This window comes from Flavobacterium sp. I3-2, assembly GCF_013389595.1.
Taxonomy (GTDB): Bacteria; Bacteroidota; Bacteroidia; order Flavobacteriales; family Flavobacteriaceae; genus Flavobacterium.
In genome coordinates, this window is record NZ_CP058306.1 from 2,169,174 (window position 1) to 2,195,145 (window position 25,972).

Sequence of the window (25,972 nt, forward strand, 5' to 3'; positions counted from 1 at the left end):
CGAAAACGTAGCCTTGTGTGTTGAATCTGTTATTGTTTTTGTACATTGATTTATTTTATATTCCAACCTTGTATCGAATTAAAGTAACGAGTTTCTCCTTGTGGGTTGGTCCACTCACGGCCCCTTAAATTAATTGAAACAGTTGCTTTTTGACCTATCTGAAATCCGTTAAGCAAATCGCAATTGTCTTGAGTAAACTCGATTAAAATATGCTGTGGATATTGTTCTTCTGTTGTAACAACAATTTCTCTCTTTCTGAAACTTGCACTCACTTGTTGTGCGAGCCCAATCATTTTTATAAATCCGGTTACTTCCATTTTCTAAAGTGCTGCATTTAAGTATTGTTTTAAGTTTTCGCTAAGATGTTTTTTGTTTTGGTTTATAAATGCGGATAAAAGTTCCTTTTCGTCTATTTTTCCATGTTTCAAAACAGCTTTATATCGCATATACAAATCTTTATCTTCATGGTAAATTTCAAGTTTAGATCTAAAACTATTCACACCAAAAATTACTGTTGCGTGATCGACTTTGAATAAATCTCCGATTTTAGTTTGTTGCCAAAATAATTCATTCCTAAGATAGTAAAAAGTCATTTGTCTTGCGAATACATATTTTTGTTTTCTTGATTTTTGGAAGATTTCGTTTCCATCAAACCCCATTAATTCAGTGATTGCTTCTATAATTAATTTTTTCATGCTATGCTGATTGGCTTATTGATAAAATTCGCTCCTGGATAATGTGAAGGTTTTCGTTTACAAGTTCTACAATTTCTTTATGATGATTAGACGCCTTGTTTCCGTAACCTCGAGATTGGATAATTGTCATTTCTTTTAATGAAATTTCAACTGTTTCTGTCAATACGTTGTTTACTCTAGCTGATAGAATTAGCGAATCTTGTTTAGCGTAATATTCGCTTGTATAAACACAATGATTGTGCTTTTCACTTTCTGCAATGAACTCTTGAATAGTTTCTAAAACCTTGATTGAAATATTACCTTTTTGAAATACTAATCCAAAGAATTTTCCTTTTTCTTTTTCGTATTGTTTTTGATCAAAGTTCATTTTTCTTTTTTGCTCGGCAACAGCTAATTTTTTATCAAGTTTACGTTTTTTTGCAACAAGTTTGTTGTGAGCCTTATGCAAGTCTTTAGGGCAAACGAATTTTGAATTTCTAATATCCTTTTGAAAGTATTCTAAAAGTTCAATGTAATCAAAATAAATACTTCCGTCTATTGGTTTATAGTTATTTCTTAAACAAATTTTGACTGTACTCCAATATTTTGAAACTTTGTAAGAATCTGATATCGCTACTTTCAAAAGTTGTGTTTGTTTGGCTTTAAGAAGTGTTTCGGTTTTCGGACAATCAAAATTCAATTGACGTTTTAGCCCATTAAAACGAATATTTCCAAAATCTCCTTGGCAGCCTTTTTTAGAATATTGTTCTAAGAATACAGATTCCGGGTGATAGGCAGAAGGGTAAGGATTATAGGCGTATTGTTTGTAGTAGCCTGGATTTCTAACTTCCATTGGTCCGTAAATCGGTGTATCGCCGTAGTGGGTAAGCCTACTTATTAAATGAAAATCATTGTCTGTGTGATATTGCTGAATACATTCCAATACGTTTGTTTTCCAATACTCTCCTTTTCGATAATTTACATTTACGTGGAAATATCTAATCACTTGGTATTCGAACATATCTTCGGCAAAAGCGATATAATAACTTTCGTGAAATTTCCTTTTTTTAGTTTCGTAAATATGTAATTCGCTATTGCACGACGGGCAAATAGTTTCATTCTGAACAACGTCTTTAACGGGGTGAGAATTGCCACAAACACCACACCAATAGGTTTTACCGGTGCTAAATCCAAACTTTGTATTACAATCCGATAGGGCATAGCTTAGTATTTTTTTATCTACGCCCAGAGTTAGCCAACTTGAGTACTGAACTAACTGATGCTGCAGTTTAGTTCTTGGTTTCATACGCCTGGAAAGTCAAATAATGAAACTTGGTTACTCGATTTTAACTTCACAACTTTCGGGCTCCTTTCTTTTACCTGCTCCTTTTGCTGTGTTGGAACTTTTTTACCTTCAAAATCCGAATGATTAACAACAACTCGTGCATTTATTGGTTTTCCAATTTCTAATTCATCTTCATCGTAGTAGTGCATTGCCATTTGAAAAACTTCTTCGTCGGTAAATCCATTACAGCCAGAGGCTTTAACTTGATTTAAAATGTAGGTAATGCAATCGTCTATGTTTTTATTTTCTTTTGAAAGTGATTTTGCAAAAAGCTCATCTTTTTCAGTTTGGCTATTCAAATAGTCTTGAATAACATTTTTAAAGTAATTAGATCCTTTCATGATTATGGTAGATTTTAGGAAATAAAAAAAGAGTAGGGGTTAGCTACTCTTTCGGTTTATATATTTTTAGTTTAATACAGATATCAATTCCTTTGGTGGCTTCTTCGTTATTGAATTTCTTCATCAGTTTATCGAAACCTTCTTCCAAAGGCATAATTCTTTTAATTTGTTTAGTTGGCGTGGTATAGACAGCCATACAATCCTCCTCGAAATTTCTTCCGTCAGATTCGACAAATTCCTTGAGAAGATTATACTTTTCTTCAGGAGTTAATATTTTCTTCTCCATGAAATCCTTCTATAACAACGGTAACTTTAAAGCCCCTGCTGAGCATTTGAGCCTTAAATAAATCAATTTCTTCTGAGATATTAAAAGGGATATTTTTTTCTAATATTTCAAAAAACGTGTCGTCAGAATTTTCGTAACAATCCGCCATAACTATTTCTGTTCTTTATTAAAATAAACTAAGTAATAGTACATTTGCTTTTCTTCATCCCAGCCTTTTTCAATGAATTGTTCGGCAGATTCTAGGTTTATTAAATCAAGCTTTATTGATATGTTGGTGTCTAAGTTTATCACACTTTTGATTCTCTTTCTAGCGTCTGTTACTGCCGAATTTGAAATTTCAAAACTGCTTAAATCTTCGACGGAATATTTTTCTCCTTTGTCGGCCTTATAGTTTTTAAACTCGGCTTGTAAGTCTGGATTTTCGATTACTTCATTTAAGAAGTTTGTTTCTTCGAATTCATCGTTTTTAGCAAAATAGTTTACCGAACGATTTAAGAATAAAACTTCTTCTTTCTTATCCTCCGCCGGAAGTACAACCTCCTTGGCAAAGTCTTGAACAAGCTTTAAATATTTTTTAGTGTTGAAGTTTTCATCTTGAAAGGCATCCACATTTAGAAAATGCTCCAACCAATAACGGGCATCGTATCGATTGCTATCCACCGATAAAATTTTATATCCTTCTTCTTTTTTATGATTGAAAATAAGGCAGCCCTTATCAAGTTTTTCAAGTGAAATTCCTTGCTTTAGATTCAGTTCTAAACGACTTTCTGCCTCGTTTATTTCAAAGTAATCCGATTTAATTTCGGACTTAAAAATTCCAATTGCATCAACGATATTGTTATCAATTGAAACGTTTGTTAAGTAGGTCACGTAAACCTCTCCGTTTTTGATGTGTGGATGATTTGATTGATCAAATAAATGTTTTGTTATTTTCTTTGATACTTTATCAAGCGTACTTGGGTTAATGAATATTTCAGAAACCAGATTAAACATTTCGTTATAATCTAAATCCGCATCATGTACAAATTGAAAGTAGTTTTCTTCTTTTTCTCTGAAGGGTTTAAAGAAAAATTCCTTGATTAACGGAGTAATTTCATCCGTAAGTTTAAGTGGTTCTTCTGATAAGAAAATTGGTTCATTTCGACTTTTGTTTCCTACTTTATGAATAAACAATTCCTCAATTTGAGTGTTAAATAAATTAATCATTGTGGTATAAAAATTTGGGTTATTTATTTGTTCTTAGCGTTCTTGGAGTGTTAGTTCCCCGAATGTATTTTACGCTTCTTTTTTGTTCTTTTTCGATTTTCTTAGCCATTTCTAAGGCATTTATTGCCTCATTTCGTTGTTTCTGCTGCTTTGTGTGTTTGTTTTCTGAATCGTCTGCCATAATTAAATTCTAAATGATTTCCCTTTAAATTCAATAATATTAAACATCTCAAACAATCTGTCGTAAACACGTCCACCGTACTTTTCTCCAAATTCACTAAGCGCTTCGTTTATGTCGTTTGGAAAACCCTCTTTGTAGTTACATGAAATGTAAGTAAGTGATTTCTGATTGTATCTTTCCTCTAGAATTTCTTTGAAAATATTCACCTTTCCATAGTTTGAGGCGGTTCTTTCTGTTTTTACATCATCAAAATATCTTTTTCCTTTGAACATTTTTTGTTCAAATTCTTTTCTTAAGATATCGTCAGTACATTTTTCATATTCAACAACAACATGATTTGCAGAGTATCCAGTAAAAATATATCCAGGTATATTTTTAAATATTTTTTCAAATGTTTTAAATACTGAAGTTTTGCCATTTCCGAAATCCCCAATAACTAAAAGACCTTTATCAAAGCTCGGTTTTGAAAGATTACTTAGGTTTTTACATTTAAAAAATTTTTCGTTTTTTGAAAAATAATATAAAAAAGGCGCTATGTTTTCTCTAGTAACATCGTTTAACTCAAATTTTTTGCCATTAAGATCAAGAAATGTATTTTTAAAAACCGTAAAAAGCTCATTTACATCAATTTTAATTTCTGTTTTTACTTTAGGTCTGTTAATCATTTCGAAATAATCGTGTAGATATTGACTGTTTTGCTTAGTCTGATTGTGACGATTTTCATAAATTTCAATTTGTTTTTTTTCTAAATCTGTAAGCAGCTCTGGGATTTTTGATTTTAAATCCGAATATTTATGTCTACCGATTTCTTTACCAATTAAATTATCGGTTTGTTGAAAAGGTTGGTTTTCCATAAGATTTTGATTTTTCTAGAGTTATTGATTGCCTATTGATCCAGTTAACAAAATGTTCAGCATAATCTTTTACAGTTCTGTGAGTTTTTAGAGTAGATTTGAGAAAAATTTCGAAATTATTTAACTGCTGTTGAATTTGATTAGGTTGTATTTTATTTTGCATACAAATTACTTCGCACCAACTTATATTTTGAAGTAATTCCGCCATGAAATCTTTTTCTTTTTTTGCGGAACTTTTTTCTTTTTCTTCTTCAAGAATTTTAGCAGGTATTATATTTTCAAATTCTGAAATTTCAAAATTCAAAATCTTTTCTTTTTGTTCTTTTTCTATAAAAATGTTTATTGGTTCTATTGTTAATGGTTTATTGTTTATTTGTTTATCTATACTATCAATGCTTTGACATGTGCTTTGACATGTGCTTTCACTTTGCTTTGTTACGTGGTTTATTAATGCTTTATCAAGTGCTTTATCAAGTGCTTTATCAAATTTTGATAGGGCAATAATATTTGAGGAGTATTGATTTTTACTTTTTTCTATCATAGTTAAGAACCCCCAATCAACTAAATCATTTAATGTGTTTATGTATGTATTATATGATTTAATACCAATTGTTTCTTTAGCCAGATCTGTAGGTAGCCCGAATTTTGGTTTCCAACCTAAGCGGTTACAATGTTCAATTATAAAAAAATACAGCGCTGTGTGAGTTGGTTTTATTTTTTCCGGATTTTCAAAGCAGAAATCAAACCATAATCTTGAAAGTTCATAACTGTTCATATTTAATTTTTTAAATAATACTCTTTAAATCTTGTTCCAGGAACAAATGAAGATTTGATTTCAATTTTATGATAGTCTTTCAAATCCTTTATTCTTCGTCTTAAATCACCAATTCTATAGTTGATTAAGGCCGTAATAGTAGTAAGTCGTTCACCACGCTGCAAAGCTTGTAAAACGATAGTACACTGTTTAGAAAAATGTTTTTTGTTGTTTGTGAAATGTCTTTGATTTTCGGGTAAGTTCTCATGGTGTTTAAGTTCAATCATAATTGATATATTTAACCTTGATACATTTGTAAGGCTTGCATTTCTGCTTTACCTTTTGATATTACAGTCCGACACCATTCAAGTTGTCTGGAACAAGCTGCATTTAAACGATCAGCCCAATTTACTAGATGATTTTCTTCTCTAGTTAAAGTATCGATGAATTTGTTTGATGTGCTTGCGGGTAATGAAATAAGGCTCTTAATTTCTCGCATTACTTCGCTGTTTAGTTTTTCGTCTCTATGAATTTTTGCATCGGCTAAAAGCTTTCCGGATCTTGCCATATATACGGCGAGTTCGTTTCCTCTATAAACAGCCTCGTTTACATCTTCACTTTGAGTAAGCTCGAGGAAGTTTTGAATTTCCTCAAGCTCTAATTGAATTTTATCTTTTGGCGTAATCATTCAATTGATAACTTTAATTAAAATGATAAAAAGTGCTATTAATAAGATAGGAATCCAAATAGGGGCAAGTACCCAATCCCAACCAATATTTATGAGTTTAGTTAATTTGAAAAATGCTGAACAAGCAGTTATAAAGATTAGAAATCCAGCCCAACCTTTAATTGAAATATTCTGTAACGGCATATTAAAATGGTGTTTTGTTAAATGGAATATCTAATCCGTTATTTGCCACAATTGTATTTTTTCCGGTAGCGGATGCAACTTTTTGTTGGAATTCAACTTCATTTGAATTTGAATCTGATAAGTGGATTAGGACTATATTATTTACTTGAGATAAATCATTTGCATTTAATAGGTCAATGCATTTTTGAATTGATAAATGAGATTTCAAAACTCGATCTCGTAGAAACTTTTTATTTGCTTTAAGCTTTTGGTCGATGATATCCTCACAAAAATTAGCTTCAATAATTAAATTATTCAATCCGTTAAATTTATACGGCGAATAAAAGCTATCGGTTAAAAATAGGGTAGTGCCACATTCGGGATGGTTAATTAGAAAACCTAAAGGCTCTTTTACATCGTGCCTTATATCGAACGGAATCACTTTAAAATTTCCAATTTGATAGCATTTTTTTGATTCGATAATTATTGAGTTATGGTGGTCGATTACATTTGAAGCTTCTAACGTTCCTTTGCTTGAATAAGGGTTTATTCCGACCGAAAGAATATCTTTAATCGCCTTATTATGATCGCCGTGCTCATGACTAAGCAAACAACCAACAACCTTTTTAAAGTCAAAATTTAAGGCTTCTTTAATCTTCTTAAAGGATACGCCGCATTCTAAAAGCAAAATCTCCTCTTTATTATAGAGGAGATATGCATTGCCGGAACTTCCCGTTCCAATTACTTTAAGATTCATGTTTAGAAATTAGGACCCGACATTTCAAATTGATTCGTTTCAGTAACCATTTCTTGATGCTGCCTTCTAAGCTCGTTTTCATCTACGATTTCAGCTTCTTCAATATGCTCAAAGCCGATAGTTTCGTGATTAGCGTTGTCTTTGATCTCTTGCTCTACATTTCCTTTAGCTGAATCAACGTACTCGTTTTCTTCAAGTGGGTCGTAAAGTATTGAATCATCTGAAGAACTAATTAATAATTTGCAGGCTCTATTAATTACCGTTTTAACAGCCATTTGATCGCCAAAGTTTTTATGGGCCGGTGAGTTTCCTTTTGAACCACCTTGTCCCCAAGCAGCTTGAATTTGTTTGATGTTCATGATTTCAACGTCAATAACTCCATTGTTTAACTCATAAACTGCATAAGCGCCTTTTAAGATTGGATTTCCGATGCTTTCTAAAGTTTGGCTGTGCTTTGTAATTTTTCTTCTTCCAGTTGTTGCGTCAACTTCAAATTCGAAAGTATCGCCCTCAAAAATTGCATTGGCTTTTATTGATTTTAGATTTCCATATCGTTTGGCAATTGCAATATTTCCAGCATAAGAAACTGAACATTCTAATTTTTGTCCGTACGGAATAAAGTAACACTGCTTTTTAATTGGTGAAACTCCATATACAACCATTTTTAAAAGAGCCTCTGCAACCGAGGACTTATCGCATTTTTCAAGTAAGTTATTCTTTGGATCTGAAAGAATAATGTATGCCGACTTTAAAGCGTTTTCTACAACGTACTCTTTTGGTAGTACAAGTTCTCCAGACTTTTGAAAGGAATCAACCTTTGCTAATACTTGAGCTGAAATGTCTTTTTTAATTTCAGTTACTTGTGTGTTTGGGTTTTGATTTTGTGTATTCATGATAGATATTTAGGTTAGGGTCAATTTATCGTTAATTTTTTTTAATTTTAAATAAAAGTCTTTATGATATTTTTTTAATTCAACAGCTTTGTTTGCGCCATGAATTGCTGTGTTATGTTTACGGTTTACAAAACTTCCGACTTCTCTACAAGACTTATTTGTCAAATACAATGAAAAGAAAAAGAATAAGAATCTTGATTCGGATAGCTTTCTGTTTCTGTTTGATGATTTTAAGTCATCAGCACTTGTTCCCGTACATTCTGTTACTGCTTCTAAAATTTGATTTAATTGTAAGTCCATAAGTAGAATTTTTTAATTTTACCTACGGACTGGGTTTGGGTAGATTACGAATGTTCAACAAGAACATTAGATTCAACTCTTATGTTTTTATCTTTTGGCGAAACAATTAAGTTGATTATTTGACTTTTTGAATTGATAAGGTTTGAAACAGACTCTCTATTATCAATGAATATTGGCGCATCTGTATTGTAAAAATTACAAAGTGTGTTTATGATGTCAATACCGGCGTTTATTTTTGAAGCTGTGTTTGCGTTATGAAACGGAACTCCATTAATTAAAGCTTCGCAACATTCAATCTCTCCGCCGTTAATTTGAGTTTCAAATAATTTGAAAGTAACATGTTCGAATTTTTGATTAATGCTATTTTCTAAGGCTTCAATGTTTAGACGAATATATTTTTCAATATCAAATTCTTGTTTTTCAAGTTCAAGAAGTGATGATGATAAACTTTGCTCTTCTTGTTTTAATTCGTTAATACGATTATCAGCAGCTGCAATTTGAAACTTTTTGTTAAGTTCTTGTTGAACAATATTAATATTTCCAATAGTTTCTCTTTTAAATTGTTCTAATTCAGCATTTGAAACAGGTTGAATATTCGCAAGTTCTTGTTCTTTAGATTGAATAGAATCCTTAATTGAATTGTATTCTTTATGCGATAGCAGAAGTTCGGTAAATAAAGAATCATAACTAGGAGTGTCTGTTCCGTTTAAAATATTTTGTTCTAACTCAATTGCCGAATGAATAGATTTAATATCTTCTTGTAATTTATTGATGTTTGCTTGAAATTGTAATATTCTTGAAGTTTGCTCATCAATATATTTTTGAATGTTTTCAGATTCAGTTTTTAAATTTCCACCTTGTATGTTGATTTCGTTCAACCTTTTAGATTTATTAGTATTGAAATTTAATAAAGCTTCAGCTTTTTTAGCTTCAACATCACCACTTTCAAATTCTCTTTTACAAGTAGGGCAGTGAAAGTCATTTTCATTAAAGATTAAGGTTTGAGAGTTTTCATTTTGCCATTCTAAACGTTTATACTCCATTTCCTTCTGAATCTTCCTTAAACGATTTGATTCAAAGTCACGATTTGATTCAACTTGTTTTAAATTAGCTTGAGCGTTTGATAATTCTAAATTTAAACTCTGCAATCTTTGCTTTAAAGAATCGATTTTCGAAGTATCCTTTTGAGTTTTGGCTCTTGCGGTATTTCCAAGTTCAAATTCGATAGCTTGTAATTTTGATTTGTATCCAAAAATTTCGTTTTGAATTTGTGTTTTACTATCTAACAGAGATTGATTTTTTAAAGATGAATCCTGAAGTTCTTTATCAATTCGTTCAAGTTCCATTTTCCATTTCTTTAAATCGTTTTCTAATGATTCAAAGTTAACAGCTTCAGGTTTTCCTTTGGCTACTTCATCAATACGAGTTGGTATTTGCTTTAGCTCCTCTTTGATTTTCTTAACCTTAGCATTCACTTCTGCCTTTAGCTCCGAAATGGTTTTCTTTTTGGTAAGTTCCAGGATATGTCCTAAATCATTATCGATGTAGTTTACATTAGTTTCTCCAGCGATATCAATAAGAACTTTGCGTCTGTCTTGCCATTTAAGATTGTTAAAGGCTAACGGATTCGAAATAAGTTTAAAAATTTCCTCTTTTAGAATATCATCAATTTTAGAGGTGAATTCTTTTGCACTCATTGGAACATCATTCCAGAAATAAACAGTTTCATTTCCACTAAATTCAGGTTCGGAAAATCCTCTTTTCTTAACCCATTTTTCACGATGTATTCGTTTTAAAACGATTTCTTCTCCATTTGCAAGTAGCGTTCCTTCGACCTCATTTTCGATTTTAGGAATTATATTTCCATTTACATCTAAAGGTTTTATTTCAAAATCCTTTCTGTCTAAAGAATCTTTTCCAAAAAGTAGCCAAGTAAAAGCGTCGAAAATGGTTGTTTTTCCAAGTCCATTAGCTCCGAAAATGTCTGTTATTTCAGAAAAGTTGATAGCAAGGTTTTTAATTCCTTTGAAATTAGTTAAGACTAATTTTTGTAATACAATTGATTTCATGGTAGATCTATTTAGGATTGATATTTAAGATTATGTTTTTCATTTAATGATTTAGCAATACTAAGGTTGTGTTGTTTTGCTATTTGAATAAGTTCAAATGATTTTGAACTACATTTAGTTTTGTTGAACTCTTTTTCAACTAGGTTAGAAATTTTATGTTCAGAACTTTGCGAAAAAGTTACTCTACGAAACTTTCCGCTTAATGAGGAATTGTTTAAATTTGTTGTCATAATTCAATTATTTAGTTGGGTTTAGTAAATGATTGTGGTAGATCATTTAGGTTTAAGCGGCGATTATTTAGAAATTTGCAATTATCAAGTAATTGTTTATATTTGCGATATAATTCAGTTTTTTAATTGGGTTTGAACAAATGATTGTGGTAGATCATTTAGGTTTAAGCGGCGATTATTCGTCGCTTTTTTTGTTTTTTAATTTTCTTTTAACAACTGATTTGGAAATGTGCTTTTCGATGTTGAAGTTTCTTGTTAGCTGTTCCTTCTTTTTTTGTGAAACATTATTTGCATTGTACTCCTTTTCAAATGCTTTGCATAAGCTATCGACTTGCCCTTTCAATAGTTGTAACTCAATATAGAATTTCGACATTTCCATAATCAATTGATTTACTTTATACCATTTCTTCTTTCATATTCTGCTTTGACAGATACTCCAGAAAATTTATTTACATTTTTTACTTTTTTAAGTAAGCAATGTTTATCCTCGCTATACCAATTTCTGATGGTATGAACGGTTACTTTGAATATCCCTGCAACTTCTTTTGTTGAGTATGACTGATTTACTTTAATTTTTCCTTCTTCGGCTGGTTTTAAGAAATCTCTAATTAAACCGAAAGTTTTGGCTGCTGCTAGTGTTGCGATTCTTTCATGATCTGCATGAGTTAATGTTGCTTCCATTTTATAGACAGATAATATTATAGTTGTTAAACATCTTTTTAATGAACTTATCGGTTGATAAGTTGTTTTCAATTTGAGTTTGCATTGCTTTTCTAATTTGTTGCATCTCGTTATTGATACGGTTGATTGATTCTTGGTAATTCATAGGTTTGGGTTTTTAGGGTTTGTTCCGTTGCAAGTATTACTCTTGTAAATTGGTTGTTCCAACAACGGAATTTTTAATTATATTAGATTTCTAACCTTATAATATAATTAGTATGGTATTTTTTAAAAATGAAGCTAAGCAGTTTCGAAATTCTTTAGGACTTACTCAAAAACAATTAGCAAGTGCATTTCATGTTACAATTCAAGATATCGAAGGCTATGAAAGCGGAAAGGCTATTCCAGCATTAATTCTTAAACGTTATCAAATGTTTAAGAAACATCCTCATCAGACTCCTGAGGATTATCTTGAGATTGGTGACTTTGGTCCGATTGATTAAGATTTGATAAAAAAACTTCAATTTTTTTATTTACAATCCAATTCGGTTGATTAATCAAAGTATTTCTACGTTCAAATTCTTTTTCTTGTATATATCCTCTGATAATTAGCTCAAAATAATCCAATAGATTATCTTTAGTTTCGTTTGTGTTATATACAAGAGCTATAAGGAAAATTTTTTTTAGTGCGGCTTCTCTTTGTTTGAGATCCGCATTTTCTTTTTTCAAATTTTCAATTTCTTCTTGTTGCATAGTTTTATGTATTTAGTGCCACTGCTACATCGAAGTAAGTTCCTGTTTCAAAACCAGTGGCTTTTAATTATATTTGGATTCTAACTAAAAATATAATTATTATGAAAAATGATTTTAAAAATGAGTTATTGGTTTTAGTAAATAGCTTCTTGTTTGAAAATGATACTCAAAAAGGCATCGTTATTGAAAAAATTAGACTACTTATCGATGAAAATGTAAAAAACGAACCAGAGTTAGTTATAATAAATAATCTATTAAACAGGAATTACAAAACTCAAATAAGTAATTTCTGTGTATCTGAAGGACAAGACTCAAAACAAATGATGTTGTCTATTTTTTCTCTGATTTTTTCAATTCTAAGCTTTCAAGAGTAGTCAGTAATTCAATTTGTTGGTTTTTATAACTTTCATCATACGAACCATGTTCGTAGTGGTAAAGCTCAATCTGTTTCTTTAAAATTTCAATCTGTTGTTGTAATGGTGACAGATTGAATAATTTTGAACCTAAAATTTCAATTTCGTTATCAATAGTTATTTTAAGGCATAAATGATTTATAGGCGCTATACCGTTTTGTAATTCATGGATGTATTTTATATCACAACCATAGTCATTCATTTTTGTACAACCAAATGACCAATTTATAGGCTCATTATTTTCTTTTTTATTTTCCCAATTAATATTTATTTTAACCCAGACTGATTTACTATGAATTATATACCAATCTTTGTACATAGTTTTAAATCCAAATCTGTAAAGCCATTTTTTACATATTTCAATTGGTTCAATTGGTTCGTCTAATTGATTTAGAAGATGTTTCGCTAATAGTTCGTTATTAATTTGAACTACTTCGCCTTTATATTTTACATAGTTTCCTAATTGAAATAATAAATTATGTTTTTTTGTGCCTGTATCCATGTTTTTTATTATTTTGATTTAATTATCATTACTATCAAAGTGAACAAAAAACAAGTAGTAGAAATAAATAATGAAATAATCGCAATTAAATAATCAATAGCTTTATTTCGTAGAGCTTTATTTCGATCGCTTTTGTCTCTAAAAACTGAGATTGCATATTTAAACAAGTCTTGTTGTTCCTTCATAAAGGAAATTATTTTCATATTCTTAGCGAGTTAAATTATCTTGATGGTTATTAATTTTATCTATTAATTTTTTTAATCGTTTTTCAGTTTTAATTGCCTTTGTTAAAAGTTTTTGATATTTTTTATTCCATTTCTTAAATGAGTTGGGGTATATGTCTTTACGAGTTATTTTTTTGTGATTCACTTTTTAATGATTTAGTCGATTAACCATTTTTTAATTTCATCAGCTGTTTTCAATATCTCAGCTGATGAAATTTTACCTTCACTTGAATTTTCTTCTACCTTGTGTATTTTCATTGCTATATCTAAGCTTCTTAGTTTAACTTCTATTAATTTATTTCCGTCCATAATTTTAGTTTTAGTACCCAAAACAAGATTCGAACTTGTACCGTCACTATATCCTAAGTATAGCCGCTTTACCATTTTGCGTATTTGGGTGTATGATTAATGCTTCACAGCAGAATATCATAAATAGGTCTTTACGTTCCTTTTTAAAGCGATCATCGTTAATGTCCTCGCTGTACCCGTTCGGGCGTTCACATCTATTTGATGTTACTAGGTGTGGTATTCTGTTCAGACGCCCATACTACGCCAAGTTCTCTATCGTATTCTACTCTCTACGGTAAGCTTAAAAACGTATTCTAATTTTTTGTATCTTTATCGACTTAAGCGATTTGGTATTAGAATTGCTTTATTGATTACAGAGCAAATATACAGAGAAAACTCTAATAAACAAATAAAAATAGAGAAAAATAGAGAAAAAATTAAAAGAGAATATCTATTACCCGTTTTAAAACCGCCTAAATAGTTGATTATGAGTGTTAAAGATAAATTAAAGCAATATCTTAAGCTGAAAGGAATTAAGATAAGAGAGTTTGAAAGCATTATTGGGGTTACTAATGGTTACGTGAATAACATTTCAAAAGGGATAGGAGGGGATAAATTAGAGAAAATTAGAGAAAATTTTCCTGATTTAGATATCAAATTGTTACTAGATGATAGTATTACTGATTTAAGTATTATTAATAATTCTGACGCAGTTAATACACCTCATAATGGCGTTCCATATTTTGAAGATATAGAGGGAACCGCCGGAATAACTACAAGCTATACCGATTTTAAAGAAATGCCAACCTTTTATATAGATTACGAACACTTTAATGATTGTACAGCTTATGTACCAATTGTTGGGGATAGTATGTATCCAACATTTTGTTCTGGAGAAATAATTGCAATTAAGAAAGTATTTAATTTGGATGTTATATTGTGGGGTGAGGCGTACTTCGTTGTAACTAATGGGAATGCAAATGATATTCGTGCAGCGAAATTGTTGTTTCCACATGATGAGGGCTCTAAAATTATATTGAGGTCTTCAAACCCAAATTATAAGGGGGATACAGTTATTAATAAAGTTGATATATTGCACCTTTATTTAATTAAGGGAAAAATACATAGAAAACATTTGTAGAATTTAACTACTAATGTATAAATACGTTTTACTATTTTTGTCTTATTAAAATACTTATCTTTAAAAAAAAAATTAATGAGTAATAGACTTATAAAATCGGTTAAACTTAATGGTTATAAATCGATTAAAGATATTGATATTAAATTAGAGGGAGGTTTAAATTTAATTATTGGGAAAAATTCTGTTGGTAAATCAAATTTTTTAGATTTTTTTCATAAAATATTAACCATCAATCTTGACGATATAGCAAATTTTGACTCCGAAATTTTATTTTCTGATGATTCAAGATTTGAAATAGAAAAGAGTTTTACTTTAGAAAAGAATGAATCTAAATCTTTCACTACGAGTAGTAAAATTGAAATTAATTTTAACGACAAGTTTTTTGATCGTTCTATAACTTTCAAAGAATTTATTACAGACTCTGATAATTTACCTTTCCAAGTGATAAAGGTTTGCCATGGTTTGCCAAGCAATAAACTTTTCATAAGCGACGATGTATATTTTAAACATTCAAAATCTGATTTTGATGAAGATTTCTTCAAAATTATGAGAGACCCTAGTGTTACTTCATTTACAAAAAATTTGTTGTTATTTGTGTATAGGGAGATGACTTATATCACGAATTTGGAGGATAAAAATTTTAAAAGCTATCTAGCTAATAAAATCGAGGATGTTCTTTATGACCTTAATTTAAATATTAAAAACCTTACATCGATTGAGGAAATTAGGGTAAATAAAGGTTTTGATATTTATACTGATGCCAATTCAATTTCTATTAAAAATTTAAAATTAGAATATAAAGTTGATGGAGTTTGGCTTGATTTTGACCATCTATCTGACGGAACTAAAAGAGTTTTTTATATTGTAAGTGAAGTTTTGAGTTCTTTAGATACTACGACTATTATTTTTACACCTTATGGATTTCAAGAGGCATTAAGTGTTTTCAATAGAACTATTGTTCTAATTGAAGAACCAGAGATTGGGCTACACCCTAAACAGTTCAATTCATTGTTACAATTTTTGAAAGATGAATCTGAAACAAAGCAAATTTTATTTACTACTCATTCACCATTATCTTTAAATATTGTAGGGTATAAAGATTTAGATAAGATTATTATTTTTAGAAAAGATAATAATAAAACTATAGCTGCAAATTTAAGTGACCAAGAAAAAATGAAGATCAATCAATTTAAACAAGATAGTGGACTTTATTTAAGTGATTATTGGTTATTTACAAATACGGATTTTTAGAGTATGAGAATTGGTTTAGTGGGCGAAGCCCCTCATGATACTGAAAGCATAAAATTTTTATTATTAAAAAAATATACTAGTTTTGAATTTGTACCACTACTTTCAGATGTTACGGGTGATATGTTAGAAGATCCCAAGACTAAGCATATTTTGGCTAAGCAATTTCTATCCGAAAAATTAGATTTTACTATTTTTGTCAGGGATTTAGATTCACATGAAAAGGATAGAGCACAAATTTTATTAAGGAAAAATTATTTTAATGAATTTAAAGGGTCCGTTAAACATCGTGGTATATTATTTTTGAATATTTATATGATTGAGGCACTAATTTTAGCTGATATCAAGACATTTAACTCTATTTATAAATGTACGTTTAAATTGGATAAGCCTGTTATGGAATATATTAATCCAAAACAGGCTTTAAAAGAATTTACTAAGTTTAGATATAAGGAGGGGCATAATAGAGATATAATAAAGGCATTAGATTTTGAAACAGTGGTTAGAAATTGCCCTTATTTTGAAAAGTTTATATTTAGACTTGATAAGTATATTTCTGATGTTTAGTTTAATATAAACACCCAACCAGGGTGTTTTTTTTATTACTAAATTTAAAATATTTAGTAAATTCTATTTATACTTGTTATAAATATAACAAAGCATCATTAAACGTTGCTATTCAACGGTATTGTAACATAACTAATCTAATCTATTAATATGAAAAAGTAGTAAATAGTATTAAAAAGTAGTGAATCATTTTTTAAATGTTGTATATTTGTATATATAAATTCTTCTATGTTTTAAATGAATAGAAATGGAAATTAAAAAAACTGAGTTAAGTGAATTCATAAGAGTAAAAGGGCAAAATGTTCATGTCGGAACTTTTATTGCCTCTGGTAAAGATGGTGATTACTTCGTGGTTGTTTCTCCTTCAATATTGGTTAGTGGCTATGGAGATACCGAAGAAGAAGCTGATAACTCTTTTAAAGAAAACTTAATTCTTTTTTGTCAAGATATTTTAAGATTAAGTTCCGAAAAACGAGAGGAGTATTTGTATAGCTTAGGGTTTTCGAAAGAGAAATTTAAAAATAAGAACTTCTCAAAGCTTTTTGTTGATTCTGATGGAATATTACAGGGGCTTGATAAAGGAACAGCCAAAACTTCTTTTATTGAAGCAACAGAAGTTGTTGCCTAGTTAATATGGGTAACAATAGACCGCTTAAAACCTCAGATTGGGTTGCTTATTTAAAGCATTTAGGTTGTAACTATATTAGAACTTCGGCATCGCATGACCATTATAGATGTCCGAAATGTTTAAGAACAATAACTCATAGAGAAAAAGATAAAGAAATTCCAGCCATACATTTAAGGACAAATTTGAGAACTTTAGGATTAGACTTGAATGATTTGTATAATTGGATAAAAGAAAATAGATAGACACCCAACTAGGGTGTTTTTTTACGCCCAAAAATCAGGGTTTACCCTGATAAAAATAAATGTTAAAATATGGAGAAAAAGTGTATGTTTGTGGAATAACCAAAAAGAACATTTATAAAATACGTGATATACTAAATAGGTGAGGGGCTTTTGATTTTCTGAATTGTGTGTATTGCGTGTATATAAATGTTAGCTGATATATTAAAAAAACTTGCTGGAAGGTCTGAAGTTTTAACAATGTTTATTGCTAATTTTCATAATATATATATAGATATAGTAAAAATCAACTTAACTAGCATAAAATATTAACCTAAACAACGATAATTGAATATGAAATTAGACTTTATTACAACGAATCCGACCAATTTACGAAATGATATAATCAAAATGGTTGAAGATGGAGAGCTGAAAACTTGGGAAATTTTTACACATGAATCTCGTAAATATTTAAAACATATTGGTCAATGGGGAGAAAAGGGTGTTATAGATTTGACTCCAGTTGATTTGAATAAAAAGCTAGAAGCAAAAGTAATTAAATTCCAAAATGTTGAAGTTGACGTGAAAGATTTTGAAGGTTATTATTATGGAAGATTTTGTGAAATAATATTTGTTTATTTTCCTTCAGAGTTCAACTCAATATTGAAAAAATAATCCCACATTAAATAATTAAACTTTCGTCTTGCCCTGAGGTATAACAATAAATTAATTTACAATTAAGGGCAATCCGTTTGGGTTGCTTTTTTGTTTTAAAATATCTAATTTTTAGTTGTTTATAATAGTAAAGTAGAGAAAAGAAGTGAAACGTATTTTAAAATGTTGTATATTTGTTACCAATATAAATGCGGCTGATAATTAATTTTTTTAAAACTCTATGGAACCAACAATTAAAGTAGGAGTGGATAGTTTTTATAACTATTTAAAAAATAATGCGGCACAAGCTGAGCCTAATAAAAAAAATGACCTTTACTATCATGTTAACGTAGTTGCTGAGGCATATACCGAAGGATTTTCAAAAGGTGAGAAACAGGGTAAGGAGAAACTTTCAGATGTTCTATTAGAAAAATTGACTGATAGAATATTTGATCACTTGGCCCAAATCTATGTAGCCAGTAAGGCTGTTTCCACTTATTTTCAAGAAAATGGTTATAAGGTTGATAAGCTTTATATTAATACTTCTTTAAACAAACCAAAAGTAATTATATCCTTACCTGAAGAGCAATTGTTAGATGATACTTTTGTAGAGTTTGCCTACGCAAAAATTTATGAAGTGAAGTGTGCTTTTAATACGATGTTCCAAAATTCTTTAGATTTAAGTTTAATTACTTCTGATAATATTGATGAAGAGTTATTGATATCTGATGGTTTCGGCTATATAGAAAGTTTTTAAATTATGGCTTCTAAAAAAGAATTTGGTGAAAGAAATATGAATCTTTCTTTTAAGCTTCTTGATGAAAAACAATATTTAGATTGGGTTGTGACAACGGCCTTTTATTCATCTATTCATTTTGTTGAGGATTTTATTTTACCAAAAAAGATTAATGGTCTAGAATGTAAAAATATATCTGACGTAAAATCTGCTTACAATTTAAATGGGAGACACTCAGCAAGATTGAAGTTAGTTTATGATAGCTTAGGGATTAGTATTGGTGCTAAATATCAATGGTTAGATGATAATTCTAGGAATTCAAGATATACTACTTATAAAATAAGTTCCGCCCAAGCTAGTAAAGCAAAACAATATTTAGAAGAAATATATAATATTTGTTACAAAACCACTTAAAGTGTTTTTTTTGTATCTTTAAGATATGATCCTAACCGAAAAAGAAATACAAATCTTAAATCAAATCGAACTCGTTGGACAAGATTATGATGCGTTAGGATCTTATATGTTATATCATAAAAATATATTCGAATCAGCTCTTGATTATATTCCGATTCAATACTTACCAAATCACACTTTCGGCTTTTCCTTTCGCGTAGTGAATAATAAATTCTTTATGCAAGTTGCGTACTCAAATCGGAATAGAAAGTTTTTTAAAAACGATATAATTACTTTTGGATTTAAAAACGGGGAGGAGTTAGAGTTTAAATTACTTGTTGGATCTATTAAAGACTTTCATGGAAGATATTCTTCAACTATTATAATTAAGCCTGAACAAGTAAAACTGTTTTTATTAGAAGATTTAGAATTTATTCAAATTGTTTCTAAACGAAATGAATTAGGCTATATAAACTCTCAAATTCAGGATACATTAAGTTATTATAGTATTGGTGAGTCTTTCTACCATAAGACAGTAAAGTATTTGATTAGCGACCTTTTAAAGGAGTATTTGAAAGACTATCCAGGAAATGACTACTCTAATATTTTAGAGCATAATTTTTCTGACCACTGATTTTTAGTTATCTTCTAATAACCCATTGAATTTCGATGTTTTAAAGGTTTTTTACTCTGTCCATTTTCTGACCAAAGTAAAAAATAAATGAGTATTTTTGTATTGTAATAAAATTCGTTAGTGGTTAAGTTCTTGTTTTTTAAGGGTTTATCAGTTTTGTAAAAAGTGTAATATCCGCGGAATGTATTTCGATTCCCTGCGGCTCCACAAAATAAAAACCTAATTATCTTAATTTTAGATAGTTGGGTTTTTTTTGTTGATTATTTTTGAACAATTTTTGTATGATTGTTTCTTTTATAAACTTGTTTTTTTTGTTCTATTCAGTCTGAAATTACTTTGACTTTAATTAAATTAAAAAAATCTTAAAAAAAAATTTAGTGTTTAAAAATGCACTAAATTGTGAAGATGGAAGAAATTACAATACTCAAAATCTCAATTGTTGATATTCATCAGTTACAAAAAATAGGGAAAGAAACTTTTTTCGAAACATTTTCTGAAAGTAATTCTGAAGAAAATATGCACGTGTATTTGGAAATGAATTTTTCAATCGAAAAGCTTACTTCAGAAATATTAAACCCAAGTACTACTTTTTATTTTGCTAAATTACATCATGATGTTATCGGATATTTGAAACTTAATTCAGGTAACTCACAAACTGAATTAAAAGATAATCGAGCACTAGAAATTGAAAGAATTTATGTGCTAAAAGAATATCATGGTAAAAAAGTTGGGCAAATGCTGTACGATAAAGCAATTGAGCAAGCAAAACTAATGAATTTAGATTTTGTATGGTTGGGAGTTTGGGAAGAAAATCTAAGAGCAATTGCTTTTTATAAGAAAAATGGTTTTGTCGAGTTTGATAAACATATCTTTAATTTGGGAGATGATGAACAGATTGACATCATGATGAAACTAAAACTTTAAACACGATTAAAAAAAACTACTTTTTCGAATTTACATATTTGTTGAAGTTATAATTAAATTTAAAATAATAAAAAATGGAAAAAAAAGCATATAGCTATAAATTAACTTTAGAAGGAATTACAAATCCAAAAGGCGAAGAAATTGAGAATGAACCATTAGATTTAGAATTTACGAATCACGATGATTTGTTTAAAATTTTTGAAGTAATTAAAAATAAGGGTCTTTTTGAGAACCCAAATGATAATACCGAATTCTTCTTAGGATTAAAATTATTTAGTGAGGTTTTGTTAAGAAATAGAAAATCTCCAAATCCAATGACTAAAGGTCTTTCTGATGCCGTAGGTGAATTTATGAAAGAATTAAAAGGACGTAAGTAATTGTAAAGTATTTATGAATTTATTTGATTAATAGTTTTAAAAAATTAAAATCAAATATTAATAAACTGCCCTCTAAAGATTTAACTTTTTGAGGGCAGTTTATTTTTGAAATGAAATTATAATCTTAACGTTAAAACATTAAATTGTTTTGTTTGTAGTTTTATTTATGATAAGCGATAATAAAATGTAAAAGCCAATAATAAAAGGAACAGCAGTATATTTAAATAATATTATCGATATAAGACAAATGCTCAAGAAGATGATGCTTAATTTATTGTCGCTGAATTTCTTTCCTTTTATTTTTAATGAAAACAAAGGTAATTCTGCATTCATAATAAAAGCACTAAATAGACTAATAAAAACCAAAACATAAGGATTGCTAAAAAGATCAATTAAAAATTCAAATTGCGTTGTTGACATAATCACTGGAATGCTCAAAATAAATAATGCATTTGCAGGAGTTGGTAAACCAATAAAACTGTCGGTTTGTCTAGTGTCAATATTGAATTTTGCTAATCTCATACATGAACCTAGAGTAATGATAAAACCAATAAAAGGAACCAATTTCATGTAAAATGTTTCGTCAGTAACATTGTATTGTTCATGATTTTCTTGAATGTGCGCCAACATTTGGTACATAGCAACTCCAGGTACAACACCAGAAGTAACCATGTCTGCAAGCGAATCTAATTGAACGCCTAACGGACTTGAAACTTTCAAAGTACGAGCGGCAAAACCATCCCAAAAATCAAAGAAAATTCCCATGCTAACCCAGAAAAAAGCCATTTGTAAATTGTCATCAAATGCATAAACTAAGGCGATTAATCCAGAAAGTAAATTTAAAAGTGTAATTAAGTTAGGAATCTGTTTTTTTATGTTCATGTGATTTAAATATATTTTATTACTTTTAATAAAAAACAAATGTACGCAATAAGTTAAACATATTTTGAGTTTACTATTTGAGAATTTTATTTCATCTTTGTAAAAATATTTGAAAAAGTGACTAAAAAAATTTTATATATTTTATTATCAGTTGGTTGTGTTTCTTACGGACAAACAGCAAGAAAATATTCAAATGAGTTTTTGAATATTGGAGTAGATGCTGCTGCTTTAGGTATGGCTAATAGTGTTATTGCGCAAACAGGTGATGTAAATTCGGCATATTGGAACCCTTCTGGTTTGGTTAATTTAGAATCTAAAGAAGTGGCTTTAATGCACGCCAGTTATTTTGCAAACATCGCACAATATGATTATGCTGCTTTTGCAATGCCAATTGATGAAAAAAGTGCTGTTGCACTTTCGATGATTCGTTTTGGAGTTGATGATATTTTGAATACAACTGAACTGATTGATCAAAACGGAAATATAGATTATAATCGTATCAGTTTGTTTTCTACTGCAGATTATGCTTTTACTGCTTCTTATGCCAGAAAATTAAACATCGAAGGTTTATCTGTTGGAGCAAATGCTAAAGTGGTTCGTAGAATAATTGGTAAATTTGCTAATTCTTGGGGATTTGGATTTGATGTTGGTATGCAATATAAAACAGCATCAAATTGGCAATTTGGTGCGATGGTTCGAGATATAACAACAACTTATAATACTTGGAGTATCAACAAAAAAGAATTTGATAAAATCAAAGATGCAGTTCCAGGTCAAAATCAAGATTTACCTGAAACTAACGAAATTACATTGCCAAAACTTCAATTAGGTGCAGCTAAAAATTTTGGTTTAACAGAAGATTTAAATTTAATGGCAGCCCTGGTTTTACACTCAGAATTTGCTCAAACCAATGCAGTTATTTCTACTAAAGGTTTTAGTTTACAACCTTCGGCAGGTGTTGAATTTGGTTATGCAAACATGGTTTTTGTTCGTGGAGGTGTTGGAAATTTCCAAAACGAATTGCAAATTGATGGTAATGAGAAAGTAACTTTTCAACCCAATTTAGGAGTAGGTTTTAGATATAAAGGAATTCAGGTTGATTATGCACTAACCAATATTGGTGAACAAAGTGCAGCTCTTTATTCAAATATTTTTTCTTTAAAATTGGATTTAAGTATATTTAGTAAATAATGAATTCTAAAATTTTTAAATACATAAAACAGCAAATCTTACTTTTGATTTGTTGTTTTTCTTTTGTTAGTTATGCCCAAAGCTTAAAACTTTCAGACAATGCTCAAATAAGTGTTTTAACTTGTGGATCAGGAGATGAAATGTATTCTATTTTCGGTCATACTGCCATTCGAGTTACTGATGATTTAAACGGACTAGATGTGGTTTATAACTACGGAATGTTCGATTTTTCTACACCAAATTTTTACTCAAAATTTATAAAAGGTGATTTGTTATATTCAATCGGTCAAGAAAATTATAACGATTTTATCGCAGCTTATAAATATTATAATCGATCGATAAATGAACAATACTTAAATCTTACTTTAAATCAGAAACAAGCAATTTTTGATAAAATTCAACATCAATTAAATTCAGAAGAACGTGATTATCAATATAAATTTATAGAAAATAATTGTACTACTAAAGTTGTTAATTTATTAGATAATGTATTAGAAAAGCCTTTAGAACATGACTTTGAAGGCAATGCTGATTCACAAAGAATTATCTTAAATTCTTTTTTAAAGAATCATTATTTTGAAAAATTAGGGATAAATCTACTTTTTGGTATAAATGTTGATAAAGATAATCAGAAAGTTTTTTTGCCTGAGAAATTAATGCATTCCATTTCTAAAACAACAAATGGAAATCAAAAATTAGAGCAAAATAATCTTTTACACTATGAAAAAATAGAAGATTCATCAAAAACAAATTGGAATACAATTTACTTTTTTTCGATTATTTGCTTAATTCTAGCTTTTTTATCGAGATTAAAGTTTATGCAATATTTTATCTTTTTTTTAATAGGAATTCTTGGTACTGTAATCTTAGTTGTTAGTTTGTTTACAAATCATTCAGAATTGGTATGGAATGAAAGTTTATTATTATTTAATCCATTGTATTTCTTTTTAGCTTTAAAGAAGTTTAGAAGCATTATTGTAAAAATATTATGGGCATCGATTGTTTTATTTTTAATAATTGCATCTTTTGAAAAAGTGCTCATTGTATTGCCGTTACTTTTGTTGGAAATTTGCTATTTGTTTCAATTATTTAGAAAAAAAAATTAGAAAAAGAAAAAAAAGTAAATGTTTTCAATATTTAAATCAAAACCCATTCTGAAGGATCTGATTCCTGAAGGATTTATTGATATACATTCTCATGTTCTACACGGATTAGATGATGGTGCTAAAACATTGAGAGATACAGTATATTTAATCGAATCTATGAAAGATTTTGGATTCGCAAAAATTATGACAACACCGCATACTACGCCGTTAGTTTGGGAAAATACAAAAGAAGGAATAACATCAAAATTACAAGAGGTTAAATCTGAAATTCCGGAACTTGCAAAATCAGTTTCTTTGGATGTAGCATCAGAATATTTGATGGATGAAAGTTTTTTGAGACGTTTAGAAAACGAAAAATTATTGACATTAAAAGACAATGTAGTTTTAGTAGAAATGTCTTACATCAATTCACCAATTCATTTGTATGATATTCTTTTTAAATTGGTAAGTTTAGGATATCAACCTGTGTTAGCGCATCCTGAACGATATAATTTCTATGCAAATGATTTTAATTCGTTTAAAAAATTAAAAAAAGCTGGATGTTTATTTCAGTTAAATTTATTATCTGTAACGGGTTATTATGGTAGCGGAATAGCACGTGTTGCAGATGAAATATTAAAAAATGACATGTACGATTTTGTAGGTTCAGATATTCATCACGATAATCACATTCGTGGTTTTTCGAACAAACTTAAAATTAAGAATGTCAAAACTTTTGAAAAAGTTATAGAAAATAATATTAAATTTTTTGGTTAATAAGAATTGTCCCTAACAAGTTTAGACTTTTAGGGGCAATTTGATTTAAGACAAATTCTATTTTTTTATACCACAAATCATTCGATCATTTCCAACAAAATCTTTTCGCAGTTCAATATCCGAAAAATGTTCGTTAAATAATTCTAGAGTTTCTTTTCCTAAATATTGATTGATTTCAAAAAACAAATATCCATTTTCAGTCAAACTATTTTCGGCTAATGCAACTATTTTTTTATAAAAAATAAGCGGATCGTCATCTTGAACGAATAAAGCCAAATGTGGTTCGTGAACTAAAACATTATTTTTGATTTCTATTTTTTCTAAATTGCGAACATACGGCGGATTAGATACTATCAAATCATAATTTTCTAAAAAATCAGTTTCTAAAATGCTTTGATGTATAAAATGAATAGTTACATTATTTACTAGAGCATTTTGTTTCGCGACTTCAATTGCTTTGACTGAAATATCCATCGTTGAAACATTAACGTTCTTTGCTATTTTTGCAATTGTGATTGGAATACATCCACTTCCTGTTCCAATGTCTAAAATACGCCAGATTTTTGTCGGATTTTTAGCAATTGTATTTAAAATCCATTCAACCAATTCTTCTGTTTCTTGTCTTGGAATCAAGGTGTTTTCATTTACATAAAAATCCAATCCATAAAAATAAGCTTTGTTAAAAATATATTGAATGGGTTTCTCTGAAACTAAATCAGCTAAAACATTTTCAAATTGCGAAGCTTTATCAATCGGTAATTCAAATGGAGTTTTCATAACAAAATCGATACGTTTCCAATCTAAAATTTCTTCCAAAGCAATAAAGAAAAGCTGTTCAGCTTCTGCCGAATCATAAATTTTAGATAACGAACTAGTGAATTCGTTTTTAAATGATTTTAATTCCATACGATTGATAAAAGGGTTTAATAATCGGGTT

At 29.3% G+C, this 25,972-nt stretch carries 38 protein-coding genes, 1 tRNA gene and 1 pseudogene; 16 read left to right on the plus strand and 24 right to left on the minus strand.

The features are described 5' to 3' along the window. Positions 1 to 53 precede the first annotated feature (53 nt). The 18 genes and pseudogenes from HW119_RS10190 to HW119_RS10275 form a co-directional block, all read right to left on the minus strand. Positions 54 to 317, minus strand: a pseudogene (locus HW119_RS10190) (DUF3127 domain-containing protein); the annotation flags it as partial. 3 nt (positions 318 to 320) lie between these two features. Then, entirely contained in the window at positions 321 to 695 is a 375-nt protein-coding gene (locus tag HW119_RS10195; protein ID WP_177764065.1) for a helix-turn-helix domain-containing protein, read from the minus strand. 1 nt (position 696) lies between these two features. Further along, the gene (locus HW119_RS10200) at positions 697 to 1,980 is read right to left on the minus strand and encodes a PcfJ domain-containing protein (RefSeq protein ID WP_177764067.1); all 1,284 of its coding nucleotides are present in this window, start codon (positions 1,978 to 1,980) and stop codon (positions 697 to 699) included. After that, positions 1,977 to 2,360 carry a PcfK-like family protein gene (locus HW119_RS10205; RefSeq protein ID WP_177764069.1) on the minus strand — a complete coding sequence of 128 codons (384 nt, stop codon included), beginning with the start codon at positions 2,358 to 2,360 and terminating at the stop codon, positions 1,977 to 1,979. Before HW119_RS10205 ends, HW119_RS10200 begins: the two co-directional genes overlap by 4 nt. 43 nt (positions 2,361 to 2,403) lie before the next feature. Then, a complete protein-coding gene (locus HW119_RS10210) occupies positions 2,404 to 2,646 on the minus strand; it encodes a hypothetical protein (RefSeq protein WP_177764071.1) in 243 nt (80 codons plus the stop codon). Between the two features lie 150 nt (positions 2,647 to 2,796). Beyond that, positions 2,797 to 3,852, minus strand: coding sequence for a nucleoid-associated protein (locus tag HW119_RS10215; RefSeq protein ID WP_177764073.1), 1,056 nt, complete (start codon positions 3,850 to 3,852; stop codon positions 2,797 to 2,799). Positions 3,853 to 3,871: 19 nt separating this feature from the next. Beyond that, complete coding sequence (locus tag HW119_RS10220) at positions 3,872 to 4,033, minus strand: hypothetical protein (protein ID WP_177764075.1); 162 nt, start codon at positions 4,031 to 4,033, stop codon at positions 3,872 to 3,874. A 2-nt stretch (positions 4,034 to 4,035) separates the two neighbouring features. Next, positions 4,036 to 4,887, minus strand: coding sequence for a hypothetical protein (locus tag HW119_RS10225; protein ID WP_177764077.1), 852 nt, complete (start codon positions 4,885 to 4,887; stop codon positions 4,036 to 4,038). After that, positions 4,856 to 5,662 carry a hypothetical protein gene (locus HW119_RS10230; protein WP_177764079.1) on the minus strand — a complete coding sequence of 269 codons (807 nt, stop codon included), beginning with the start codon at positions 5,660 to 5,662 and terminating at the stop codon, positions 4,856 to 4,858. The genes HW119_RS10225 and HW119_RS10230 overlap by 32 nt, the downstream gene beginning before the upstream one ends. A gap of 2 nt (positions 5,663 to 5,664) precedes the next feature. Beyond that, on the minus strand, positions 5,665 to 5,928 hold the full coding sequence (locus tag HW119_RS10235; protein WP_177764081.1) for a helix-turn-helix domain-containing protein: 264 nt from the start codon (positions 5,926 to 5,928) through the stop codon (positions 5,665 to 5,667). An 11-nt stretch (positions 5,929 to 5,939) separates the two neighbouring features. After that, the gene (locus HW119_RS10240; RefSeq protein ID WP_218620352.1) at positions 5,940 to 6,329 is read right to left on the minus strand and encodes a hypothetical protein; all 390 of its coding nucleotides are present in this window, start codon (positions 6,327 to 6,329) and stop codon (positions 5,940 to 5,942) included. 184 nt (positions 6,330 to 6,513) lie between these two features. Next, positions 6,514 to 7,248, minus strand: coding sequence for an MBL fold metallo-hydrolase (locus HW119_RS10245; protein ID WP_177764083.1), 735 nt, complete (start codon positions 7,246 to 7,248; stop codon positions 6,514 to 6,516). A gap of 2 nt (positions 7,249 to 7,250) precedes the next feature. Beyond that, positions 7,251 to 8,141 (minus strand): recombinase RecT, encoded by an 891-nt coding sequence (locus tag HW119_RS10250; RefSeq protein WP_177764085.1) that lies wholly within the window; start codon positions 8,139 to 8,141, stop codon positions 7,251 to 7,253. Positions 8,142 to 8,150: 9 nt separating this feature from the next. Next, the gene (locus HW119_RS10255; RefSeq protein ID WP_177764087.1) at positions 8,151 to 8,441 is read right to left on the minus strand and encodes a helix-turn-helix domain-containing protein; all 291 of its coding nucleotides are present in this window, start codon (positions 8,439 to 8,441) and stop codon (positions 8,151 to 8,153) included. A 44-nt stretch (positions 8,442 to 8,485) separates the two neighbouring features. Beyond that, positions 8,486 to 10,510 (minus strand): AAA family ATPase, encoded by a 2,025-nt coding sequence (locus HW119_RS10260; RefSeq protein WP_177764089.1) that lies wholly within the window; start codon positions 10,508 to 10,510, stop codon positions 8,486 to 8,488. An 11-nt stretch (positions 10,511 to 10,521) separates the two neighbouring features. Beyond that, entirely contained in the window at positions 10,522 to 10,740 is a 219-nt protein-coding gene (locus HW119_RS10265; protein WP_177764091.1) for a hypothetical protein, read from the minus strand. 390 nt (positions 10,741 to 11,130) lie between these two features. Then, positions 11,131 to 11,421, minus strand: coding sequence for a hypothetical protein (locus tag HW119_RS10270; protein WP_177764093.1), 291 nt, complete (start codon positions 11,419 to 11,421; stop codon positions 11,131 to 11,133). 1 nt (position 11,422) lies between these two features. Beyond that, positions 11,423 to 11,566 carry a hypothetical protein gene (locus HW119_RS10275; protein ID WP_177764094.1) on the minus strand — a complete coding sequence of 48 codons (144 nt, stop codon included), beginning with the start codon at positions 11,564 to 11,566 and terminating at the stop codon, positions 11,423 to 11,425. Positions 11,567 to 11,678: 112 nt separating this feature from the next. Between HW119_RS10275 and HW119_RS16935 the strand changes: the two genes are divergently transcribed. Next, positions 11,679 to 11,903 carry a helix-turn-helix domain-containing protein gene (locus HW119_RS16935; protein WP_177764096.1) on the plus strand — a complete coding sequence of 75 codons (225 nt, stop codon included), beginning with the start codon at positions 11,679 to 11,681 and terminating at the stop codon, positions 11,901 to 11,903. On the opposite strand, the gene HW119_RS10285 is transcribed toward HW119_RS16935, so the two are convergent. Beyond that, positions 11,836 to 12,153 (minus strand): hypothetical protein, encoded by a 318-nt coding sequence (locus HW119_RS10285; protein ID WP_177764098.1) that lies wholly within the window; start codon positions 12,151 to 12,153, stop codon positions 11,836 to 11,838. The two genes, HW119_RS16935 and HW119_RS10285, sit on opposite strands and share 68 nt — an antisense overlap. Before the next feature lie 101 nt (positions 12,154 to 12,254). Here HW119_RS10285 and HW119_RS10290 point away from each other — a divergent pair, with 101 nt between their 5' ends. Further along, the gene (locus HW119_RS10290; protein WP_177764100.1) at positions 12,255 to 12,527 is read left to right on the plus strand and encodes a hypothetical protein; all 273 of its coding nucleotides are present in this window, start codon (positions 12,255 to 12,257) and stop codon (positions 12,525 to 12,527) included. Here HW119_RS10290 and HW119_RS10295 read toward each other — a convergent pair. From HW119_RS10295 to HW119_RS10305, 3 genes are all read right to left on the minus strand, one after another. After that, positions 12,484 to 13,068, minus strand: a complete 585-nt coding sequence (locus tag HW119_RS10295; protein ID WP_177764102.1) for a hypothetical protein — start codon at positions 13,066 to 13,068, stop codon at positions 12,484 to 12,486. The two genes, HW119_RS10290 and HW119_RS10295, sit on opposite strands and share 44 nt — an antisense overlap. A 380-nt stretch (positions 13,069 to 13,448) precedes the next feature. Next, positions 13,449 to 13,601: a hypothetical protein gene (locus HW119_RS10300; RefSeq protein WP_177764104.1), complete on the minus strand. Its 153-nt coding sequence runs from the start codon at positions 13,599 to 13,601 to the stop codon at positions 13,449 to 13,451. A 14-nt stretch (positions 13,602 to 13,615) separates the two neighbouring features. Beyond that, positions 13,616 to 13,691: transfer RNA gene (locus tag HW119_RS10305), tRNA-Leu, on the minus strand. 376 nt (positions 13,692 to 14,067) lie between these two features. On the opposite strand from HW119_RS10305, the gene HW119_RS10310 reads away from it, so the two are divergent. From HW119_RS10310 to HW119_RS10360, 11 genes are all read left to right on the plus strand, one after another. Continuing rightward, positions 14,068 to 14,721, plus strand: a complete 654-nt coding sequence (locus HW119_RS10310; RefSeq protein WP_177764106.1) for a helix-turn-helix transcriptional regulator — start codon at positions 14,068 to 14,070, stop codon at positions 14,719 to 14,721. A gap of 75 nt (positions 14,722 to 14,796) precedes the next feature. Then, positions 14,797 to 15,972 carry an AAA family ATPase gene (locus HW119_RS10315; RefSeq protein ID WP_177764108.1) on the plus strand — a complete coding sequence of 392 codons (1,176 nt, stop codon included), beginning with the start codon at positions 14,797 to 14,799 and terminating at the stop codon, positions 15,970 to 15,972. Between the two features lie 3 nt (positions 15,973 to 15,975). Further along, positions 15,976 to 16,536: a DUF4276 family protein gene (locus HW119_RS10320; RefSeq protein WP_177764110.1), complete on the plus strand. Its 561-nt coding sequence runs from the start codon at positions 15,976 to 15,978 to the stop codon at positions 16,534 to 16,536. 247 nt (positions 16,537 to 16,783) lie between these two features. Beyond that, positions 16,784 to 17,164: a hypothetical protein gene (locus HW119_RS10325; RefSeq protein ID WP_177764112.1), complete on the plus strand. Its 381-nt coding sequence runs from the start codon at positions 16,784 to 16,786 to the stop codon at positions 17,162 to 17,164. Positions 17,165 to 17,169: 5 nt separating this feature from the next. Continuing rightward, entirely contained in the window at positions 17,170 to 17,406 is a 237-nt protein-coding gene (locus HW119_RS10330) for a type II toxin-antitoxin system HicA family toxin (protein ID WP_177764114.1), read from the plus strand. Positions 17,407 to 17,736: 330 nt separating this feature from the next. Further along, on the plus strand, positions 17,737 to 18,057 hold the full coding sequence (locus HW119_RS10335) for a hypothetical protein (RefSeq protein WP_177764116.1): 321 nt from the start codon (positions 17,737 to 17,739) through the stop codon (positions 18,055 to 18,057). A 220-nt stretch (positions 18,058 to 18,277) separates the two neighbouring features. Then, on the plus strand, positions 18,278 to 18,793 hold the full coding sequence (locus HW119_RS10340; RefSeq protein WP_177764118.1) for a hypothetical protein: 516 nt from the start codon (positions 18,278 to 18,280) through the stop codon (positions 18,791 to 18,793). Between the two features lie 3 nt (positions 18,794 to 18,796). Next, positions 18,797 to 19,186, plus strand: coding sequence for a hypothetical protein (locus tag HW119_RS10345; protein ID WP_177764120.1), 390 nt, complete (start codon positions 18,797 to 18,799; stop codon positions 19,184 to 19,186). A 25-nt stretch (positions 19,187 to 19,211) separates the two neighbouring features. Continuing rightward, positions 19,212 to 19,799 carry a hypothetical protein gene (locus HW119_RS10350; RefSeq protein WP_177764122.1) on the plus strand — a complete coding sequence of 196 codons (588 nt, stop codon included), beginning with the start codon at positions 19,212 to 19,214 and terminating at the stop codon, positions 19,797 to 19,799. 405 nt (positions 19,800 to 20,204) lie between these two features. After that, positions 20,205 to 20,723, plus strand: a complete 519-nt coding sequence (locus tag HW119_RS10355) for a GNAT family N-acetyltransferase (protein ID WP_177764124.1) — start codon at positions 20,205 to 20,207, stop codon at positions 20,721 to 20,723. Positions 20,724 to 20,797: 74 nt separating this feature from the next. Further along, positions 20,798 to 21,100: a DUF3861 domain-containing protein gene (locus HW119_RS10360; RefSeq protein WP_177764126.1), complete on the plus strand. Its 303-nt coding sequence runs from the start codon at positions 20,798 to 20,800 to the stop codon at positions 21,098 to 21,100. A 138-nt stretch (positions 21,101 to 21,238) separates the two neighbouring features. Here HW119_RS10360 and HW119_RS10365 read toward each other — a convergent pair whose 3' ends face one another. Further along, a complete protein-coding gene (locus HW119_RS10365) occupies positions 21,239 to 21,976 on the minus strand; it encodes a CDP-alcohol phosphatidyltransferase family protein (protein WP_177766625.1) in 738 nt (245 codons plus the stop codon). A 123-nt stretch (positions 21,977 to 22,099) separates the two neighbouring features. Here HW119_RS10365 and HW119_RS10370 point away from each other — a divergent pair, with 123 nt between their 5' ends. From HW119_RS10370 to HW119_RS10380, 3 genes are read left to right on the plus strand one after another with little or no spacing between them, the layout of a single operon-like run. Then, positions 22,100 to 23,173, plus strand: coding sequence for a PorV/PorQ family protein (locus HW119_RS10370; RefSeq protein WP_177764128.1), 1,074 nt, complete (start codon positions 22,100 to 22,102; stop codon positions 23,171 to 23,173). Next, positions 23,173 to 24,279, plus strand: a complete 1,107-nt coding sequence (locus HW119_RS10375; protein ID WP_177764130.1) for a DUF4105 domain-containing protein — start codon at positions 23,173 to 23,175, stop codon at positions 24,277 to 24,279. The genes HW119_RS10370 and HW119_RS10375 overlap by 1 nt, the downstream gene beginning before the upstream one ends. An 18-nt stretch (positions 24,280 to 24,297) precedes the next feature. Next, positions 24,298 to 25,035 carry a tyrosine-protein phosphatase gene (locus HW119_RS10380; protein ID WP_177764132.1) on the plus strand — a complete coding sequence of 246 codons (738 nt, stop codon included), beginning with the start codon at positions 24,298 to 24,300 and terminating at the stop codon, positions 25,033 to 25,035. Between the two features lie 57 nt (positions 25,036 to 25,092). On the opposite strand, the gene prmC is transcribed toward HW119_RS10380, so the two are convergent. Further along, complete coding sequence (prmC, locus tag HW119_RS10385; protein WP_177764135.1) at positions 25,093 to 25,941, minus strand: peptide chain release factor N(5)-glutamine methyltransferase; 849 nt, start codon at positions 25,939 to 25,941, stop codon at positions 25,093 to 25,095. Positions 25,942 to 25,972: the final 31 nt, after the last annotated feature.

Coding starts and splice junctions, on each gene's coding strand:
- HW119_RS10195 (WP_177764065.1), bottom strand. CDS start 695: ATGAAAAAATTAATTATAGAAGCAATCACTGAATTAATGGGGTTTGAT.
- HW119_RS10200 (WP_177764067.1), bottom strand. CDS start 1,980: ATGAAACCAAGAACTAAACTGCAGCATCAGTTAGTTCAGTACTCAAGT.
- HW119_RS10205 (WP_177764069.1), bottom strand. CDS start 2,360: ATGAAAGGATCTAATTACTTTAAAAATGTTATTCAAGACTATTTGAAT.
- HW119_RS10210 (WP_177764071.1), bottom strand. CDS start 2,646: ATGGAGAAGAAAATATTAACTCCTGAAGAAAAGTATAATCTTCTCAAG.
- HW119_RS10215 (WP_177764073.1), bottom strand. CDS start 3,852: ATGATTAATTTATTTAACACTCAAATTGAGGAATTGTTTATTCATAAA.
- HW119_RS10220 (WP_177764075.1), bottom strand. CDS start 4,033: ATGGCAGACGATTCAGAAAACAAACACACAAAGCAGCAGAAACAACGA.
- HW119_RS10225 (WP_177764077.1), bottom strand. CDS start 4,887: ATGGAAAACCAACCTTTTCAACAAACCGATAATTTAATTGGTAAAGAA.
- HW119_RS10230 (WP_177764079.1), bottom strand. CDS start 5,662: ATGAACAGTTATGAACTTTCAAGATTATGGTTTGATTTCTGCTTTGAA.
- HW119_RS10235 (WP_177764081.1), bottom strand. CDS start 5,928: ATGATTGAACTTAAACACCATGAGAACTTACCCGAAAATCAAAGACAT.
- HW119_RS10240 (WP_218620352.1), bottom strand. CDS start 6,329: ATGATTACGCCAAAAGATAAAATTCAATTAGAGCTTGAGGAAATTCAA.
- HW119_RS10245 (WP_177764083.1), bottom strand. CDS start 7,248: ATGAATCTTAAAGTAATTGGAACGGGAAGTTCCGGCAATGCATATCTC.
- HW119_RS10250 (WP_177764085.1), bottom strand. CDS start 8,141: ATGAATACACAAAATCAAAACCCAAACACACAAGTAACTGAAATTAAA.
- HW119_RS10255 (WP_177764087.1), bottom strand. CDS start 8,441: ATGGACTTACAATTAAATCAAATTTTAGAAGCAGTAACAGAATGTACG.
- HW119_RS10260 (WP_177764089.1), bottom strand. CDS start 10,510: ATGAAATCAATTGTATTACAAAAATTAGTCTTAACTAATTTCAAAGGA.
- HW119_RS10265 (WP_177764091.1), bottom strand. CDS start 10,740: ATGACAACAAATTTAAACAATTCCTCATTAAGCGGAAAGTTTCGTAGA.
- HW119_RS10270 (WP_177764093.1), bottom strand. CDS start 11,421: ATGGAAGCAACATTAACTCATGCAGATCATGAAAGAATCGCAACACTA.
- HW119_RS10275 (WP_177764094.1), bottom strand. CDS start 11,566: ATGAATTACCAAGAATCAATCAACCGTATCAATAACGAGATGCAACAA.
- HW119_RS16935 (WP_177764096.1), top strand. CDS start 11,679: ATGGTATTTTTTAAAAATGAAGCTAAGCAGTTTCGAAATTCTTTAGGA.
- HW119_RS10285 (WP_177764098.1), bottom strand. CDS start 12,153: ATGCAACAAGAAGAAATTGAAAATTTGAAAAAAGAAAATGCGGATCTC.
- HW119_RS10290 (WP_177764100.1), top strand. CDS start 12,255: ATGAAAAATGATTTTAAAAATGAGTTATTGGTTTTAGTAAATAGCTTC.
- HW119_RS10295 (WP_177764102.1), bottom strand. CDS start 13,068: ATGGATACAGGCACAAAAAAACATAATTTATTATTTCAATTAGGAAAC.
- HW119_RS10300 (WP_177764104.1), bottom strand. CDS start 13,601: ATGGACGGAAATAAATTAATAGAAGTTAAACTAAGAAGCTTAGATATA.
- HW119_RS10310 (WP_177764106.1), top strand. CDS start 14,068: ATGAGTGTTAAAGATAAATTAAAGCAATATCTTAAGCTGAAAGGAATT.
- HW119_RS10315 (WP_177764108.1), top strand. CDS start 14,797: ATGAGTAATAGACTTATAAAATCGGTTAAACTTAATGGTTATAAATCG.
- HW119_RS10320 (WP_177764110.1), top strand. CDS start 15,976: ATGAGAATTGGTTTAGTGGGCGAAGCCCCTCATGATACTGAAAGCATA.
- HW119_RS10325 (WP_177764112.1), top strand. CDS start 16,784: ATGGAAATTAAAAAAACTGAGTTAAGTGAATTCATAAGAGTAAAAGGG.
- HW119_RS10330 (WP_177764114.1), top strand. CDS start 17,170: ATGGGTAACAATAGACCGCTTAAAACCTCAGATTGGGTTGCTTATTTA.
- HW119_RS10335 (WP_177764116.1), top strand. CDS start 17,737: ATGAAATTAGACTTTATTACAACGAATCCGACCAATTTACGAAATGAT.
- HW119_RS10340 (WP_177764118.1), top strand. CDS start 18,278: ATGGAACCAACAATTAAAGTAGGAGTGGATAGTTTTTATAACTATTTA.
- HW119_RS10345 (WP_177764120.1), top strand. CDS start 18,797: ATGGCTTCTAAAAAAGAATTTGGTGAAAGAAATATGAATCTTTCTTTT.
- HW119_RS10350 (WP_177764122.1), top strand. CDS start 19,212: ATGATCCTAACCGAAAAAGAAATACAAATCTTAAATCAAATCGAACTC.
- HW119_RS10355 (WP_177764124.1), top strand. CDS start 20,205: ATGGAAGAAATTACAATACTCAAAATCTCAATTGTTGATATTCATCAG.
- HW119_RS10360 (WP_177764126.1), top strand. CDS start 20,798: ATGGAAAAAAAAGCATATAGCTATAAATTAACTTTAGAAGGAATTACA.
- HW119_RS10375 (WP_177764130.1), top strand. CDS start 23,173: ATGAATTCTAAAATTTTTAAATACATAAAACAGCAAATCTTACTTTTG.
- HW119_RS10380 (WP_177764132.1), top strand. CDS start 24,298: ATGTTTTCAATATTTAAATCAAAACCCATTCTGAAGGATCTGATTCCT.
- prmC (WP_177764135.1), bottom strand. CDS start 25,941: ATGGAATTAAAATCATTTAAAAACGAATTCACTAGTTCGTTATCTAAA.